The sequence below is a fragment of the Blautia intestinihominis genome, from assembly GCF_040096655.1.
GTDB classification, from domain to species: domain Bacteria; phylum Bacillota; class Clostridia; order Lachnospirales; family Lachnospiraceae; genus Blautia_A; species Blautia_A intestinihominis.
In genome coordinates this window covers 71396-87680 of sequence record NZ_JBBMEI010000006.1, presented here as the reverse complement: position 1 = coordinate 87680, position 16285 = coordinate 71396, and the positions used below count along the sequence as shown (strand labels likewise).

The 16285-nt window shown below is 46.8% G+C and carries 16 protein-coding genes and 1 other RNA gene; 3 read left to right on the top strand and 14 right to left on the bottom strand.

The features are described from left to right. Window positions 1–443: 443 nt before the first annotated feature. The 3 genes from WMO75_RS03540 to WMO75_RS03530 all read right to left on the bottom strand — a co-directional run bounded on the left by WMO75_RS03540 (window position 444) and on the right by WMO75_RS03530 (window position 3654). Window positions 444–1142, bottom strand: a complete 699-nt coding sequence (locus WMO75_RS03540) for a CvpA family protein (protein ID WP_022214449.1) — start codon at window positions 1140–1142, stop codon at window positions 444–446. A 10-nt stretch (window positions 1143–1152) separates the two neighbouring features. Continuing rightward, a complete protein-coding gene (locus WMO75_RS03535; RefSeq protein ID WP_243002354.1) occupies window positions 1153–2253 on the bottom strand; it encodes a DUF5711 family protein in 1101 nt (366 codons plus the stop codon). 114 nt (window positions 2254–2367) lie between these two features. After that, window positions 2368–3654 (bottom strand): LysM peptidoglycan-binding domain-containing protein, encoded by a 1287-nt coding sequence (locus WMO75_RS03530; RefSeq protein ID WP_349077639.1) that lies wholly within the window; start codon window positions 3652–3654, stop codon window positions 2368–2370. 187 nt (window positions 3655–3841) lie between these two features. On the opposite strand from WMO75_RS03530, the gene yyaC reads away from it, so the two are divergent. Further along, entirely contained in the window at window positions 3842–4390 is a 549-nt protein-coding gene (gene yyaC / locus WMO75_RS03525; protein ID WP_022214446.1) for a spore protease YyaC, read from the top strand. Here the strand turns inward: yyaC and WMO75_RS03520 are convergent. The 8 genes from WMO75_RS03520 to WMO75_RS03485 all read right to left on the bottom strand — a co-directional run bounded on the left by WMO75_RS03520 (window position 4387) and on the right by WMO75_RS03485 (window position 12219). Further along, complete coding sequence (locus WMO75_RS03520; RefSeq protein WP_118698890.1) at window positions 4387–5325, bottom strand: transketolase family protein; 939 nt, start codon at window positions 5323–5325, stop codon at window positions 4387–4389. The genes yyaC and WMO75_RS03520 overlap by 4 nt on opposite strands. Further along, entirely contained in the window at window positions 5313–6152 is an 840-nt protein-coding gene (locus tag WMO75_RS03515; protein WP_349077637.1) for a transketolase, read from the bottom strand. Before WMO75_RS03515 ends, WMO75_RS03520 begins: the two co-directional genes overlap by 13 nt. A gap of 232 nt (window positions 6153–6384) precedes the next feature. Then, the gene (gene fsa / locus WMO75_RS03510; protein ID WP_022214443.1) at window positions 6385–7038 is read right to left on the bottom strand and encodes a fructose-6-phosphate aldolase; all 654 of its coding nucleotides are present in this window, start codon (window positions 7036–7038) and stop codon (window positions 6385–6387) included. Between the two features lie 256 nt (window positions 7039–7294). Then, window positions 7295–8401 (bottom strand): LacI family DNA-binding transcriptional regulator, encoded by a 1107-nt coding sequence (locus tag WMO75_RS03505; protein WP_227222966.1) that lies wholly within the window; start codon window positions 8399–8401, stop codon window positions 7295–7297. A 38-nt stretch (window positions 8402–8439) separates the two neighbouring features. After that, window positions 8440–9036, bottom strand: coding sequence for a recombination mediator RecR (gene recR, locus WMO75_RS03500; RefSeq protein ID WP_022214441.1), 597 nt, complete (start codon window positions 9034–9036; stop codon window positions 8440–8442). Further along, window positions 9036–9392: a YbaB/EbfC family nucleoid-associated protein gene (locus WMO75_RS03495; RefSeq protein WP_022214440.1), complete on the bottom strand. Its 357-nt coding sequence runs from the start codon at window positions 9390–9392 to the stop codon at window positions 9036–9038. Before WMO75_RS03495 ends, recR begins: the two co-directional genes overlap by 1 nt. Before the next feature lie 37 nt (window positions 9393–9429). Then, window positions 9430–11034, bottom strand: coding sequence for a DNA polymerase III subunit gamma/tau (gene dnaX / locus WMO75_RS03490; RefSeq protein ID WP_227222967.1), 1605 nt, complete (start codon window positions 11032–11034; stop codon window positions 9430–9432). A gap of 102 nt (window positions 11035–11136) precedes the next feature. Then, entirely contained in the window at window positions 11137–12219 is a 1083-nt protein-coding gene (locus tag WMO75_RS03485) for a 6-phosphofructokinase (protein ID WP_022214438.1), read from the bottom strand. A gap of 154 nt (window positions 12220–12373) precedes the next feature. On the opposite strand from WMO75_RS03485, the gene ffs reads away from it, so the two are divergent. Beyond that, window positions 12374–12635: signal recognition particle sRNA large type (gene ffs, locus WMO75_RS03480), an RNA gene on the top strand. Window positions 12636–12776: 141 nt separating this feature from the next. Here the strand turns inward: ffs and WMO75_RS03475 are convergent. Both WMO75_RS03475 and tadA read right to left on the bottom strand, forming a co-directional pair. Continuing rightward, window positions 12777–13214 (bottom strand): GatB/YqeY domain-containing protein, encoded by a 438-nt coding sequence (locus WMO75_RS03475; RefSeq protein ID WP_022214437.1) that lies wholly within the window; start codon window positions 13212–13214, stop codon window positions 12777–12779. A gap of 99 nt (window positions 13215–13313) precedes the next feature. After that, window positions 13314–13838 carry a tRNA adenosine(34) deaminase TadA gene (gene tadA / locus WMO75_RS03470; RefSeq protein WP_349077641.1) on the bottom strand — a complete coding sequence of 175 codons (525 nt, stop codon included), beginning with the start codon at window positions 13836–13838 and terminating at the stop codon, window positions 13314–13316. Between the two features lie 524 nt (window positions 13839–14362). Between tadA and WMO75_RS03465 the strand changes: the two genes are divergently transcribed. Continuing rightward, window positions 14363–15061, top strand: coding sequence for an anaerobic ribonucleoside-triphosphate reductase activating protein (locus tag WMO75_RS03465; RefSeq protein WP_173905352.1), 699 nt, complete (start codon window positions 14363–14365; stop codon window positions 15059–15061). On the opposite strand, the gene WMO75_RS03460 is transcribed toward WMO75_RS03465, so the two are convergent. Beyond that, a complete protein-coding gene (locus WMO75_RS03460; protein ID WP_349077632.1) occupies window positions 15032–16240 on the bottom strand; it encodes a DUF6128 domain-containing protein in 1209 nt (402 codons plus the stop codon). The genes WMO75_RS03465 and WMO75_RS03460 overlap by 30 nt on opposite strands. Window positions 16241–16285: the final 45 nt, after the last annotated feature.

Below are 16285 nucleotides of genomic sequence, written 5' to 3'. Positions count from 1 at the left end.
CAGGATCAAACTCTCTGATAAAGTGTTTGATTACTCAAGACAACCAACTAGCTTAGTTATCTCTCGTCATTACTGTTTATAAAAAGTTCATTCTGTTGAATGATGATTCTTAAAGAATTTTCGAGAATCGTATGTGTTTCACTGTTTAGTTATCAAGGTTCTTTGTGTTTCGCTCTCTTTCGACAGCTCATTTAGTTTATCACGTTCATTTTCGTTTGTCAAGAACTTTTTTAAGTTTTTTCAAAACTTTTTGATGAACTTTTGTGATTTCGTTGCTCATTAGCAACTCGTTTATTCTATCGCATTCATTTCTGAATGTCAAGAACTTTTTTTATTTTTTTCTGTTTTTATTTCGCATCTGCTTCATAAAACCCAGAAAAAATCCGCCTCATCTCGAAGCGGATTTAAGTATATCATCGTTGTTTTTATACGTCAAGCGTTTTTTATAAAATTTTTGAAAAAATTCGAACTAACGGGTCATATTGATAAAGAGTACTCAATAAGGTATCTTTTTCGATCAATTCGAGGGCTGTTTTGCCTATTTCGGTGCTGCATAACACAGTCAGTACCAGAAATGCGATCCATATAAATACGATTCCCTTGAGGAATCCTACTGCGCCTCCGGTCAGTTTATTTGCTGTTTTGAGAACCGGAAGTCCTGCGATCAGATTCAGGACATACACGATAAGCCGGATCATGATCGTAGATAAAATATATGCCAGTACATAGGACAGACCATTGATAACTGTCCTCGCAAGATATCCTGAAACATATTCTGTCATGGTATCTACGGAAAGTGCCGCATATGTTTCCGCATTATTGTTCTCTTCGAGATTTTTTCTGAGGAGATCCGGAAGTTTCAGACCGTCGATGAGGTCTCCTGTGCTGTCCGTCTCGTATTCTGCTTTTTCTTCGCCCTGGCTCTGCACGAAATTTGCACAGGTTTCCTGTATCGTATTATAGATTGGTGTTTTCTGCATGAGAAATTCATTTATATATGGATTGATCGCCCATGCAAGAGAAAGCGAAAGGAACACAAAGAAAAAAGAAACGATTTCTTTGATAAATCCCCGACTGTATCCTCTCCATACACATAATATCAATATGGCCAAAACAACGATTCCAAGCCATGTCACATTCATCTGCTGCTCCTTATTTAAGTTTTATCACATTGACACCGTTGTCCAGCACAAGCATGTACTTATTCCAGCCGATCTTGAAGAAATTGTTGATTGTACCGTCAATGGTTCCATTATAACGTTCTACTCCACGGCTGTTCATGACGCAGATCTGAGAACTGTTGTACATAAGAATACATCCATCACTCATCTTGATCGTTGTATATGGAACATTGAATTCCTTCTCGAAGCGGAGAGTTCCATCTATGCTGTATACCTGCATTTTGTACTGTTTGTCTTTGTTTCCGCTCTTGAATACAAGGCCGATCGTATTTTCATCAAAAAATGTGCTTACGATTTCTTTCTTAACTTCTACTGTTGTGCCTTCCTTCGGGATCTGGGCTCCGGAATAAGTCGTGAATCCATTGTCCTTGAGTGCCACAGATCTGGTTGCGTCAATATATTCCACCTGCGGGATCACAACGCCCTCATAAGTATAGCCGCTTACGATATGGTCATCTTCACTCTGTCCCACATCGCCAAAGTTATAAAAGGCTACATAACTTGTCGTCTGGCTTCCCTCAACAAACTGATATGTCACCATCATGATCTCGCTGTTGTCCGAAATCGCCACATCCATCGGATATCCCGGATCAGCAACATGTGTCTGGTTTTCTGCGATCAGCGTACCATCGGAACTGTAGAAATTGATCCAGGTAGCATCCCCGCCATCAAGAATAGCAGCAACCATTCCCTGTGAGGAAACCCTCGCCTTGACAATATTATAAGATGTCGTCACACTTCCTGTCTCACCATCCTTGTCAAAGATCTCGATCAATGTGCCGTCCTGATCTGCGACAACAGCTCTGTCACCCTTAATGTCCGCAACAGGGTTCTTCATCTCATACAGAACACTCCAGTATGCCTCCATGCTGCTATTCACCAGAGAAGCTCCATCCGGACTGTAGCGCAGAATTCCATTTGCCATCTCCTCATAGCCTGTAGAAACCACGTCCTCCTGTTCGCTCGTCTGAAGGATCTCATAATCATGATAGCTTCGTTTCTCTACATAAAAATAAACAAGTGCCGCCACAGCCGCGATCACACCTATCGTAATCACCGTACCACGGTGCACAAATGAATTCTTCTTTTTTCGTTTTCTTTTCAGATTCTTTAGGATATTCAACATTTTAACCCTTGCCTTATGTGATCATTTATTTTGTGTTACATGCCGATTATAGCAAACTTTTCAGGGCAATACAATTATTTGTCCCGGATAAATGATCTCGTTCTCAGAAATACCGTTTGCGCGGCAGATGTCAGCAACTTTGTCCATGGTTCCATAATTTTCGATGCTGATCTGGTACAAAGTATCTCCCGGACGGATCGTATAAGAGCCCCGTGTCTGCATTGCAGATGTTGTCTCGCTGTCCTGATCTGAACTGGCCTGACCTGAGTTATCCTGTCCTGTGCTCTCTTCTTCATTCTGCTTCTTCTGCTGGATCCGCCGCTGTGCTTTCCTGGTATCAGATTCTTCCTTGTAGATCTGCGCCTCTTCTGCGCTGATCGTAACAGTTGGAATGAGCGTCGGCTCTGCTGTCGGCGTTATCTTCGGACTTTCTGTCAACTCCGCCCAGGAAGTCGGTGTCACCTGCTGCACAGACGCGGCAGGAATCTGTGTAATCTCCGTCTCCTGCATGATATCCGCAGAAGCAGTCCTTGTCTCTCCCTCAATGTTCTGCCCCACCTGATAATTCCGGTAAAAGCGCACACCGACCACTGCAAGTGCCAGCACGATACACGCCGTCGCCGCATAAGAAAAAACAGAAGTCTTCTCTTCTGTTTCCTCAGGTTCTTCTTTCTTCTTTTTCTGAATCAGTGATCGAAATGCCCTGACAGCATCATCCTGAACGGTTTCCTGTGACTCTTCCTGGATCTCAGGATTCTTTTCCAGCATGTAATTCTGCATCTGGGTATTTTTTTCATAATAGATATAATATCCACTCTGTCTCACCAGGAAATTATTTTCGTATCGAAAAAAAGCTTCTTCCTGTTCTGCCGTATCCATAAGCATCAGGATCTTCTCACCGCCGAACTGGTTCCTGTGCACCTTCCCAATCAATTCAGAAACCACCATCGGCAATGACTGCCTTGCCAGAAACCATCCTACGATCTCCTGCCCTTCAAAATATTTCTCCTGTTCTTCGTGGATCTTCTGCCACATATTCTGCGTGATCTCGATATGTTCTTCTGTGATCTCCCCGGCATCTACCAGAAGTGCTCCCCTGATAAACGTATACCCCGTTCCGGACTGCCACCGGTTCTCTCCGAGAAAAACTGCCAGAATACCACTGTCCTCTTCTTGCTGGCACTTCGCCTGTGCCGCCCTGTGCAGGAATGTATAGACATAATCCTCTATATAGATCCTGTAATTTTCCCCGGCAAGTCCGATCTGACGTATATTCTTCGGCAGGTTCCACCCTGTTTCTCCGTCATTTACCTCCTGTTTCTCATCCTTATAAATGACTTCTATCATATCCTATCACCCCTTCAGGCATCAGGATAGCATATCCAAACCGCGGATTTTGGCATAATATAAGAGCCTTTTCTCAAAATTTAACGACAGATTCTGCATCTGCATAATTCAGAACGAACCGGGATACAATGAAACAGGAAAATATAGCCGGAATCTCAGATCAAAAATAAATTATGAGGATTTTCTTATGACTTTTTATATTAATGCCAGTCAGAGGGATTCGGTACTTCGGATCTCTCACACTTTGAAACAATGTATTCTCGATCACCAGGAAAAGTGGTCGGAACTTGTCTTTCTCTGCATTGGAACAGACAGGGTTACAGGTGACTGTCTCGGACCTTTTGTCGGTCAGAAATTAAGCAGTTGTTCCACACCAGATTTCACAGTCTACGGAACGCTTTTTCAACCCGTTCACGCCCTGAACCTCACTGCCATGTATTCCTTCATCCGAAAACGTCATCCAGAGGCTCTGATCGTCGCTATAGACGCTTCTCTGGGACAAAAAAAGCACCTGGGTTATGTGACCATCGCAAATGGTGCACTTTACCCAGGTGCAGCAATTCATAAACAGCTGCCGTCAGTCGGCCATATTCATATTACAGGGATCGTCAATGTCTCCGGTGTGCTTGAACAGCTCACGCTCCAGACGACTCGCCTGTCTACGGTCGTTTTCCTCGCGGACACGATCGTTCAGGGAATCCTCGAAATGATTCCTGTAACAGATCTCAGATCTTAGACGAATTCTTTGACCTGTTTGTAGATACCTTCTCCATCCAGACCATATTTCTCAAGAAGAGCAACTGCCGGTCCGGATTCACCGAATCTGTCGTTGACACCGATACGTTTTACCGGTACAGGAGCTTTCTCTGCAAGGCATTCGCATACAGCGCCGCCAAGTCCGCCAATGATAGAATGTTCTTCTACTGTGACAACTTTGCCGGTTTCTTTTGCTGCTGCAACAATCAGGTCTTCGTCAAGAGGTTTGATCGTGTGGATATTGATAACTTTGGCTTCGATTCCGTCTGCTGCCAGTTTCTCTGCTGCTTCAAGGGAAGCTGCTACGCAGAGGCCGTTTGCAACGATCGTAACGTCCTTACCCTCACGGAGAACGATACCTTTACCCATCTCAAATTTGTAATCCGGGTTGTCGTTGATCACCGGCACTGCCAGACGACCGAATCTCATATAAACTGGTCCCTCGTATTCATAAGCAGCTTTTACCATAGCTTTTGCTTCGATATCATCTGCCGGGGACATAACTACCATGCCAGGAACAACTCTCATAAGAGCGAAATCCTCGCAGCACTGATGTGTTGCACCGTCTTCACCAACGGAGATTCCACCATGAGTTGCACCGATCTTGACATTCAGATGCGGATATCCTACGGAGTTACGGATCTGCTCGTAAGCACGTCCTGCTGCAAACATAGCAAATGTGCTGGCAAACGGAACCTTACCTGTAGCTGCAAGACCTGCAGCGATTCCTACCATGTTGCACTCTGCGATACCGCAGTCGATGTGACGCTCTGGAAATTCTTTCTTGAACATTCCTGTCTGAGTAGCTGCAGCAAGGTCAGCGTCCAGAACAACAAGATCCTCATGTTCTTTACCAAGTTCCACCAGAGCTGCGCCGTAGCTTGCTCTTGTAGCGATTTTCTTTACTTCTGACATAATGCTTCACCTACTTTCTCCAGATCTTCCATTGCCTGTGCATACTGCTCGTCATTCGGAGCTTTGCCATGCCATCCGACCTGGTTTTCCATGAAGGATACGCCTTTACCTTTGACTGTCTTCATGATGATCGCAGTCGGCATTCCTTTGGTTGCTTTTGCTTCATCGAATGCAGCTTTGAGCTGATCCATGTCATTTCCATCTGCAACATTGATCACATGGAAATTAAATGCTTCGAATTTCTTGTCGATCGGGTATGGAGAGCATACTTCGTCAACTTTACCGTCGATCTGAAGTCCGTTGTTGTCCACGATCACTACCAGGTTGTCCAGTTTGCGGAATCCGGCAAACATAGCTGCCTCCCAAACCTGACCTTCCTGGATCTCGCCATCACCAAGAAGTGTATATACTCTGTAAGATTCATCGCTCAGTTTTGCGGAAAGTGCCATTCCTACTGCTGCGGAGATTCCCTGTCCAAGAGATCCACTTGTCATATCAACACCCGGGATGTGTTTCATATCCGGATGTCCCTGCAGATAAGATCCGAGATGACGAAGTGTCTTAAGGTCTTCTTTCGGGAAATATCCTCTCTCAGCAAGTGCAGAGTAAAGTCCCGGTGCTGTATGTCCTTTGGACAGTACGAAACGGTCTCTGTCAGCTTTCTTAGGATCCTTCGGATCGATGTTCATTTCCTGAAAATACAGGTATGTGAATAAATCTGCTGCTGATAAAGATCCGCCCGGATGGCCGGCTTTTGCAGCATGAACTGCGGTCACGATGTCTTTGCGGACTTCGTTCGCAATCTTCTGAAGCTCTAATTTCTCCATGATTATTTCTCCTTTTATTAGTTTACAACAGACTCATGCTACAACCAATTCCAGCATTCGTCAAGCGATATGTATTGTTATATTGTTACTGTTCACAGGTAGTATCCCGCGAAGTGTTTTTCCATGAATATGGCAAAATCCCGAGACATACAGGGCAAAATCCCATCACCATAGGTGATTTGGAATGGATTTTGACCAAGTTACTGTGAACGGAGTGAACAGTAACTTTATATTATTCACCAAATACTGCTTTGTAGTCTTTCTGGAATTTCTCGATTCCAGCGTCTGTCAGAGGATGTTTTGTCATCTGCTCAAGAACTTTGTATGGAACTGTTGCGATGTCTGCACCAGCAAGAGCACACTCTGTTACATGGATTGGATGACGAACGCTTGCACAGATGATCTCTGTTGTGATTCCTGCTACTTCGAACATCTCAACGATCTGACGGATCAGCGGAAGTCCGTCTGTGGAAATATCATCAAGTCTTCCAAGGAACGGAGATACATAGGTAGCACCTGCTCTTGCAGCAAGTAAAGCCTGGTTAGCTGTGAAGATCAGAGTAACGTTTGTTTTGATTCCTTCTTTGGAAAGAACTTTGACTGCTTTCAGTCCTTCTACTGTCATAGGGATCTTAACTACCATGTTCGGATGGATCTTTGCGATCTCACGTCCTTCTGCGATCATTCCTTCTGCGTCTGTTGTGGTAGCTTTAACTTCACCGCTGATCGGTCCGTCAACGATAGATGTGATCTCTTTGATCACTTCGTTGAAGTCTCTTCCTTCTTTTGCGATCAGGGACGGATTTGTGGTAACACCACAGATGATTCCCATGTCATTTGCTTTACGGATGTCTTCTACATTGGCTGTGTCGATAAAAAATTTCATGATTGATTCCTCCTGAATTCTGCTGTTTTTGAATAGCATCGCTTTGATGATTTCATTATAGCAGATAGTTTTTTGAGGTCAAGGCGGGCAAAAATTATTAATAATTTTTTTATTAATAATTTCGCATTTTATTAATAACTTCGAGTGAAAATCAAATGGATTTTGTATAAATCCAAGTACATTTTATGGTTTTTTTGATCGTTTCCCGAAGGGGATTTTAAATTATTAATAATAATTTCAGCCCAATATATTTATTTTATTTTTTATCTTTCTCATCTGTCGTTTTCGCGTATGCAGTTGTCTTGCGGACGATCAGCTTCGGTGTGTATTCGATGTTATAAACACTCGTTGGCTGAAGCCCTGTATAAAACTGATCATTTGTCGTGATCTTTCTTATGATGATATCACAGGCATCTCTGCCTTTGAGGGCAACAAAGTGGTCGATCGTCGTCAGCGAAAGCCTGCGGATCCCTGAATAAAAAATATCATCGCAGCCGATCACGGACACATCCTTCGGAACACGGATCCTGGATTCCTCCAGCGCATCGATCGCACCGATCGCCATCATGTCATTCTGACCGGCGATCGCGGTAAACTTGCGCTGTTCTTTGAGAAGTTCCATCGTAAGCTGATAGCCCATGGAATATTCGGAATCCATACGGGGCATCCTGCGGTCGATCGACTCATCGGCTGCTTTGATGAGGACATGTCCTCCAAGCCCTTCCTTCTCGTATTCCTTGACAAAACCGTCAATTCTCCTGGAACGCTGCCACTGTCTCCTTGTCAGGGGCGGTGTGATAAACGCCACATCTCTGTGTCCCAGGTCCAGGAGGTGGCGTGCCATCAGCCTGCCTACCATAGTGTTGTCCTGATTGATCGCGTCTACGGTGATCGTCTTTTCTTTGTTGCTGATGATAACCAGAGGAATCCTGCGTGCCAGTTCCTCCACTCTCTTCTGAAAATCCGGATTTGGATTGCAGGTATAAATGATTCCCTGTGGTTCTATGTTTCCGATCATCCTCAGATACCGCTCTTCCAGTCTGGCATCTCTCTGCGTATTGCAGATAAAAACGCCGTAGCCCTTCTCGTTTGCTACAGATTCAATACCCTGAAGCAGAAGGACATAGTAAGGACTGGTAAGAGTAGGACAAAAAACAACGATCAGTTTTTCTTTCCTGCCGTTGTTTTTGTGCTTGCGGTGAGGCAGCTCGTACCCCAGTTCTCTGGCGGCACGCTCTACCTTCTCTATCGTTTCTTCCGAAAAAGAAACATTATTTCTGCGATTGAGGATCATCGATACAGTGGCCTGGGAAACCCCTGCCCTTTCTGCCACCTGGGAAGAAGTTGCCTTCTTTCTAGCCAAAGCCTGTCACCTCTTTCTGCTTTTTGTCTGAAAATCTGTCAAAGCTGGACTCTGCCTTCCAGCGCACGGAGCAGGGTCACTTCGTCAATGTATTCCAGATCTCCGCCTACCGGCACACCGCTGGCGATCCTGGTGACTTTGATCCCGGTCGGTTTGATCAGTTTGCTGATGTACATCGCCGTTGTCTCACCTTCCAGGCTGGAATTTGTCGCAATGATGACTTCTTTTACGTCTTTCTGCAGTCTCTGCATCAGTTCCTTGAGACGGATGTCGTCCGGTCCGATGCCGAGCATCGGGGAGATCGCACCGTGAAGTACATGGTACACACCGTCGTATTTGCCGGTTTTTTCATAGGCAGCAAGGTCTCTGGTGTTCTCCACGACCATGATCGTGCTTGCATCTCTCTTGGGATTTGCACAGATCGGGCAGAGTTCCTGATCGGTCAGAGTACAGCAGTTTTTGCAGTAGCGGACTTTTGCCCTTGCTTCTGTGATGGATGAGGTAAGCTGCCCTACCTGGTCCTTCGGCATATTCATGATATGAAAAGCCAGACGCTGGGCGGATTTCGGTCCGATTCCCGGAAGGTGGGACAGCTGCTCGATCAGCTTATTGATGTGTGTGCTGTAATATTCCATCAGAAAGGAAGTCCTCCGCCTAAGCCGCCAAGTCCTCCTGTGAGTTTGGACATTACTGCTGTAGATTCTTCTTCGACTTTGCGCAGTGCTTCGTTTGTAGCTGCTACGATCAGGTCCTCGAGCATTTCAATGTCGTCCGGATCTACTACTTCTTCGTCAAGTTTGACTTTGGTCACTTCACGTTTACCGGAAATGGTTACTTCTACTGCTCCGCCGCCTGCGGTTGCTGTGAATTCTTTTTCTTCTAATGCTTTCTGGTTTTCTTCCATCTGACGCTGCATTTTCTGCGCCTGTTTCATTAAGTTGTTCATGTTTCCAGGCATACCCATGCCCGGGAATCCTCCACGTTTTGCCATGATTGTAAATCCTCCATTAACTTAAAATTTTTATTCTTTACTCCTCCAGGGATGAGCCTGGCTCTTCCTCTATCTGTACATCCATATGGATGTTCTGGCGGATCGCCTGATCCACCGTGATCTGTGTCAGGTTTGTCTGCTGATGGTCCTCTGCGACAAGCATATGAAGTTCGACGCTCTTGCCAAGCTGCTTCTCAATGATCGCCTGAAGTTCCTGCTTTGCCTCGGAATCATCCGGATAAAGCCTGCCGAGCGGTGTCTGGAACTCTACATACAGTATCGGCTCGCCTGTCTCTCCGTTGTATTTCGGGATCGACTGCAGAAGTGCCTGTTTAAAAGCTGCCGTCGTCTGACCGACGATCACCTTCCAGCCGGATACGATCTTTTGCAGATCCTCCGGGGCGGCTTTCTGCGGTGGTGCTGCCGGGATCGGGGCTGCTTCCCGTACGGATGCTCCCGCACTCTGGACAACGACCTGCTGCACCGGACGCTCATCGATCCTCTGTTCCAGCACACGAATACGGTCAAGGACAGAATCCAGATTTGTCTCCATTGCCGGACGGCAGAGCTTGATCAGCGCGATCTCCACCAGAACTCGTTTCTGTGTTGCGAAACGGATCTGGTTTGAAAGTTCCGAAAAGATGCGGATGTATCTCATCAGAGTATCGATATCCGTCATTTCACTCTCTTCTTTGAGAAGTTTGAGGTTCTCAGATGAGACGTCGATCGCTTCTTCCGGATTGTCGGAAGTTTTGACCAGGAGAAGGTTTCGCATGTACCAGGTAAAATCTCCTACAAACTGGCTCAGTTCCCTTCCTCCTACGATCAGTTCCTCCAGGCTACGGATCGCAGCGGTCACATCTCCTGCGAGGACTTTTCGCAGAAGTTTGCTGAAAACTTCTGTGTCCACGGCTCCCAGGACTTCCAGGACTTTGTCATAGGTGAGCGTCTGACCAAGATAAAAGGCAATACACTGATCCAGAAGACTCAGCGCATCTCGCATGGAACCGTCGCCGGCTTTTGCCACATAACGGACGGCTTTTTCCTCTGCCTCTACGCCCTCTGCCTTAAGAAGTTCTGTCAGGCGGGCTGCGATCGTGTCGATCGAGATCCTGTGGAAATCATATCTCTGACATCTGGAAAGGATCGTGATCGGGATCTTGTGCGCCTCCGTCGTCGCCAGAATAAAGATGACATAGGACGGCGGCTCCTCCAGAGTCTTGAGCAGTGCATTAAAAGCTCCCGTAGAAAGCATATGCACCTCATCGATGATGTACACCTTATAATTGCCCTCCGTCGGGCGGTAAGTTACTTCCTCCCGGATCTCACGGATGTTGTCAACACCGTTGTTGGATGCCGCATCGATCTCGATCACATTCATCGAAGTTCCTGCCTGGATCGCTTTGCACATCTCGCATTCATTACAGGGGCTTCCATTGACCGGATGCTGACAGTTGACTGCTTTGGCGAGGATCTTCGCTACAGTCGTCTTACCGGTACCTCTCGTTCCGCAGAAAAGATATGCGTGTCCGATGCGGTTGGCATTGATCTGATTCGTCAGCGTTGTCACAATGTGGTCCTGCCCCTTGACATCAGCAAAATTATCAGGCCTGAACTTCCGGTACAGGGCAGTATAACTCATAATTGTACTCCTTTTCCTGCCCGGGCGGGCAGTTTCCCGTCAATATTCCCGGGCATTAAGCCGCCGCAGGAAAACTCCCGCGGCGGCAGTTATTGTTTAGTCTCAGTCTCCGAAGCTGATACCGATCTGTTTGGCTGCTTTGACGATCTGGTCTTTCGGAGAAACCATCTTGAGTTTGCCAGCGCATTCTGCAAGCGGAACTCTCTTGATCTTGCCATTGATGATACCGATCATGATGCCGTATTCCTCATCCAGAATGGCCTCTGCTGCACCTGCACCGATCCTTGTAGAAAGAACGCGGTCATACGGGCACGGCTCGCCGCCTCGCTGAATGTGTCCCGGAACAGTGACACGTACTTCGCTTCCGATGACCTGATTAATCTGATCTGCGATCTCGTAGGAAACTGACGGGTATTTCTTGGCTCTTGCTTCGAGTTTTTCTTTGTATTTCTTCTTAGGAAGTTCTGCGTCCTCCTTGGAGATCGCACCCTCGGCTACTGCGAGAATCGTGAAACGCTTGCCTTCTTTGTTACGTTTCTCGATCGCGGAGCATACTTTCTTGATATCATATGGGATCTCAGGGATCAGGATGATATCTGCGCCGCCTGCGATTCCGGCATGGAGTGTCAGGCTTCCAACCTTGTGTCCCATGATCTCCACGATAAATACGCGGCCATGAGAAGTTGCTGTTGTGTGGATGCAGTCGATCGCGTTGGTAGCGATATTTACTGCACTCTGGAATCCAAAAGTCATATCTGTGCCATAGATATCATTATCGATCGTCTTCGGAAGATGGATGATGTTGAGACCTTCTTCTCTTAACAGATTGGCTGTTTTCTGTGTTCCGTTTCCTCCAAGGATAACGAGGCAGTCCAGGCAGAGTTTGTAGTAGGTCTGTTTCATAGCCTCTACTTTGTCAAGGCCCTTCTCATCCGGCACGCGCATCAGTTTGAATGGCTGACGGGATGTACCGAGGATCGTGCCGCCTCTTGTCAGGATACCGGAGAAATCCTTCACGGTCAGCATACGGTATTTGCCGTAGATGAGTCCTTTATATCCATCGTCAAAGCCGTAAACTTCCAGGTCGTCCACTGTATTGGACAGAGCCTTTACAACACCTCGCATGGTTGCATTTAAAGCCTGGCAGTCGCCGCCGCTTGTCAACATTCCGATTCTCTTGATCATAGAATTGTCCTCCTCACTGCGTATTGTTTTCTACGCAAAGTAGATTTTGCAGTCGTTTAAAAATCTGTATCAAAAAACATCTGCAATTTGATTTCTATTATATAATACTTTGCCCCCTCTTGACAAGTATACAAAAATCGTTTATACTTAAATTCCGCGCAGCCGGGGAGATAGCGGTGCCCTGTACCTGCAATCCGCTACAGCAGGGGTGATGCCAATCTGAGGCTTGTCTCCTGTGGGGCTGCCCTTTATAAGTGGCGTTGACGTTTGGGTCTCACGCAACAGGACTCTGTGAACCGTGTCAGGGCAGGAATGCAGCAGCACTAAGCAGAACCTCTTGTGTGCCGTGAGGGTGCCTGGGCCGAGTTAACTGTAGAGGTAACGTCCATGGGAACATTTCGAAGTGCGGCGCGCGGAAATAAAGAACTTTCATACTCCGATGACAGAGATGGCATTGGAGTATTTTTATTTTTTACAGGCAGAAGTTTCTTTATACAAACAGACCGGGAACTACAGGATTTCTTACCTGACAGTTTCCGGTCTGTTTATTCCGTGTTTTATTTGCAGAACTCTGCTACTACCTGGTTGATGAGTTTGCCGTCTGCTTTACCTTTGAGGTCGCCCATGACAGCTTTCATGATCTGGCCTTTGTTCTTGGTTGCGAGAACTTCTGCGAATTTCTCTTCCAGATAAGTCTTGATCTCTTCTGCGCTCATCTGCTGTGGTGCGTATTTTGCGATTACATCGTATCTTGCCTGGTATTCTGCACGAAGGTCCTCACGGCTTTCCGGGCAGGTATCGAGCTGTTCTTTGACTGTCTTTAATTCTTTGAGGATCACGCGGTCAACCAGCGCTTCCGGAATATCATCACGGCATCCTTCGTCGATGGCTGCTTTTTTGGCTGCGGAGATCAGAGCGGATACTGCTTCCTTGGTTGTTTTATCCTTTGCTTTCATGGCTGCTACCATGTCTTTTCTTAATGCTTCTACTGTCATTTTCATTTCCTCCTCGTTTATCGGATTGCTGTTCAGCATACGGCTTCTGCAATCACTCTTTGTTTATTATCATAGCACGATTTCTGCAAAAAACAAGATTTACTGTTCCTCTGTTTTCTGCTCCTGCATTTGCTGTGCTTCCTGCTTTGCGAGCATTTTGCGTTGTTTTTTCTTTTCGCGGAGTTCGCGGAAGAAGTCGGACAGCATTGTGGAACATTCTTCCTGGAGGACGCCTCTGGTGGTTTTTACCTGATGATTGAAGTCTTCTACTTCAAGAAGGTTCAGGACTGAGCCCGCACATCCTGCTTTGGGATTCATGCTTCCGATCACCACCTCATCGATCCGTGACTGGACGAGTGCGCCGGCACACATCTGGCATGGTTCGAGTGTCACGTACATCGTGCAGCCTTCCAGCCGCCAGTCGCCAAGTTTTTTGCTTGCTTTGCGGATCGCGTTCAGTTCTGCGTGGGACAGGGTGTTCTTGTCTGTATTTCTGCGGTTATATCCTCTTGCGATGATCTTGCCTTCGTATACGATCACACAGCCGATCGGAACTTCTTCCAGTGCCCGGGCTTTTTTTGCCTGACGGATCGCTTCTTTCATGAATTTTTCCTGTTCTGTCAACATAATTTCTCCCTTTTTTATCTGATGGAGTTTCTAATTAGTTGTTACTGTTCACTGGTATTTCAGGTAGAAAGACCTTCATGTAAATAAGTGTCCTCTGGACCATCCTCATGGGGACAATTTATTGACTTGCCTGTAGACAAGTACAATTCAAACCATCCATTTTTTTGAATTTATGTACTCTGTTGCTACTTTCTTTTACCGTAGTCATCCAAAACTCCTAACTTCTGTTGACTTCCTTATAACTTACTCATCTCCCAGTCATTTCCCTATCCAATTTCTGTAGACCTTTAAATAACTTACTTCCTGTCAAGTCATTCAGGCCTCTAAATTTCATGGGTCTTTAAGCGTTTTACCTCCCGTAGAGTCATCCTGCCTCCTGATTTCCATGAACCTTCAACTCACTTGCTTTCTGAACAGTAACAATCAGTTACTGCTATCCAGTATAAAGAAATCCGCTTGCAAAAGCAACGAAAAATAACTAGAATAAAATATCAGATATCATGATGAAAGAAGGGGAAATCATGCCTCATATACATGGTTTAAATAAAACGACATTACTTGATTATCCGGGGCGGGTTGCGGCGACGGTCTTTCTTGGCGGCTGCAATTTCCGCTGTCCGTTCTGCCAGAACAGTTCTCTGGTGCTGCATCCTTCCGAGGAGCCGGAGATTTCTGAGGAAGAAGTTCTGCGTTTTCTCAAAAAACGGACCGGGATTCTGGAAGGGGTCTGTATTTCCGGCGGGGAACCGACACTGAGTGCAGACCTTGAAGATTTTATTGTTAAAATCCGCGAGATGGGATATCCGGTCAAACTTGACACAAACGGAACTCAGCCAGAAGTTTTGAAAGATCTTGCAGAAAAAGATCTCATCCAGATGGCTGCTGTCGATATCAAAGCCTGTCCGGAGAATTACCCTTCCCTGACCGGGCTTCTGAAGCCCGATCTGGATGCGGTAAAAGAAACGGTTGATTTTTTGCTGCACGGGAAACTGGATTATGAATTCCGGACGACAGTTGTGCGCGAACTGCACAGCGAAGAAGATTTCCATAAGATCGGCGTATGGTTAAAGGGTGCCAAAGCTTATTATCTCCAGGCTTACAGAGACTCGGACGAGGTTCTGCAGCCTGGATTCAGCAGTTATTCTCTGGAAGAACTGGAACATTTCCGGGAAATTCTTCTGGAAAATATCTCAAGAGTTGAGATTCGGGGCATCGATTAGGCGATACCAGTAGCCTCCTTTGCCTTTTGGGATGCGGATGTTGGGACTTTCTTTGAAATAGGAAAAGCCGAACATATTCGCCATGAAGCGTTCCTGCTGGTCGTAACCGCCGGGGACGCCGAGGATCCATTGTCCGCAGGTGTTACGGCAGAGAAGAAGATGCCCGAAATTATAGTAGCCGTATTGTAAGAAGCGATTGTTACGCAGCATGCAGGCGCGGCGGCCCAGGAAGCAGAGTTCTTCCGGGGTGATCTTGCGGCAGTCGGTCAGCTCGCCATCGTTAAATGCGTCACATGGGGTACCGATAGGCTTCGATGTACGAGCCTGCCCGGACATGTGTGGTGGACGCGGCGGCGGGGGTGGTACTGGGCGACCTGGACCCGGCATCGGCGGCGGTATCGGATGACCCGCCCCTGGCTGATGCGGTGGGCGCGGTGGCTTCGGTGGACGATTCGGTCCTCCCGGCACCGGACCATACGGTGGACGCGGATATTCTTCGATTTCCTGCCCTTCTATGGACTGAGTATGGATTTCCGGCCGCGAAGTGTCCATATCCTGCGACGATTTATCCTGAGATTTCATCGCCCCTTCACCTGCACTCTGTTCCGTTATGTTTCCATCCACTATATCTCTTTCATCCTCGCCAGCATTTTCTACATTATTGTGTAGACTTCCCATCAATTTCGCATCTTCCGTTTCCTGCTCCTGTCCTCCACGATCAGTCTTTCCTTCTTCCGTTCCAACACGCTTCGATTCCCCATCAGATTTCGGCTCCTTCCGTGCCTCCGGCATCACCCGGAAGTCCTCCGGCCGGATCGGCTGGTCATCCCATTCTGTGCCAAAGAATCCTCCACTTTCCAGGATCAGCACCATACCATTCATTTCCCCAAGCGGGATCTTCCCTTGCCCGACAGCCATCGTCTCCGTTTCCAGCAGACAGTCCATCTTTCCCTCTTCCGTCCGGCAGTTTCCGATCCTGCTGCCGTCAAGCAGTCCTTTTTTCCTCACAAACCCATAAACACCACATTCCGTTCCCGCAAGCAGTCCCGGACAGCGCAGATGGATCTCCATCCTGCACACTTTCCCCCAGGCTTCTACCCTGATGAATCCACAGTTACTCCCTTTTTTTCCTTTCAGATATTCATATACATACGCCACAAAGCGTCGATATTCCGCCAAAGTATATCCTCCTGATTTTTTACATCACTTATGTATATGAACCCC

Bases quoted from the DNA above. Each gene is read 5' to 3' on its own strand.
- dnaX (WP_227222967.1), bottom strand. From the start codon at position 11,034: ATGAGTTATACTGCCCTGTACCGGAAGTTCAGGCCTGATAATTTTGCT.
- yyaC (WP_022214446.1), top strand. From the start codon at position 3,842: ATGACTTTTTATATTAATGCCAGTCAGAGGGATTCGGTACTTCGGATC.
- WMO75_RS03515 (WP_349077637.1), bottom strand. From the start codon at position 6,152: ATGGAGAAATTAGAGCTTCAGAAGATTGCGAACGAAGTCCGCAAAGAC.
- WMO75_RS03540 (WP_022214449.1), bottom strand. From the start codon at position 1,142: ATGAATGTGACATGGCTTGGAATCGTTGTTTTGGCCATATTGATATTA.
- WMO75_RS03495 (WP_022214440.1), bottom strand. From the start codon at position 9,392: ATGGCAAAACGTGGAGGATTCCCGGGCATGGGTATGCCTGGAAACATG.
- WMO75_RS03530 (WP_349077639.1), bottom strand. From the start codon at position 3,654: ATGATAGAAGTCATTTATAAGGATGAGAAACAGGAGGTAAATGACGGA.
- WMO75_RS03475 (WP_022214437.1), bottom strand. From the start codon at position 13,214: ATGACAGTAGAAGCATTAAGAAAAGACATGGTAGCAGCCATGAAAGCA.
- WMO75_RS03485 (WP_022214438.1), bottom strand. From the start codon at position 12,219: ATGATCAAGAGAATCGGAATGTTGACAAGCGGCGGCGACTGCCAGGCT.
- fsa (WP_022214443.1), bottom strand. From the start codon at position 7,038: ATGAAATTTTTTATCGACACAGCCAATGTAGAAGACATCCGTAAAGCA.
- recR (WP_022214441.1), bottom strand. From the start codon at position 9,036: ATGGAATATTACAGCACACACATCAATAAGCTGATCGAGCAGCTGTCC.
- WMO75_RS03520 (WP_118698890.1), bottom strand. From the start codon at position 5,325: ATGTCAGAAGTAAAGAAAATCGCTACAAGAGCAAGCTACGGCGCAGCT.
- WMO75_RS03465 (WP_173905352.1), top strand. From the start codon at position 14,363: ATGCCTCATATACATGGTTTAAATAAAACGACATTACTTGATTATCCG.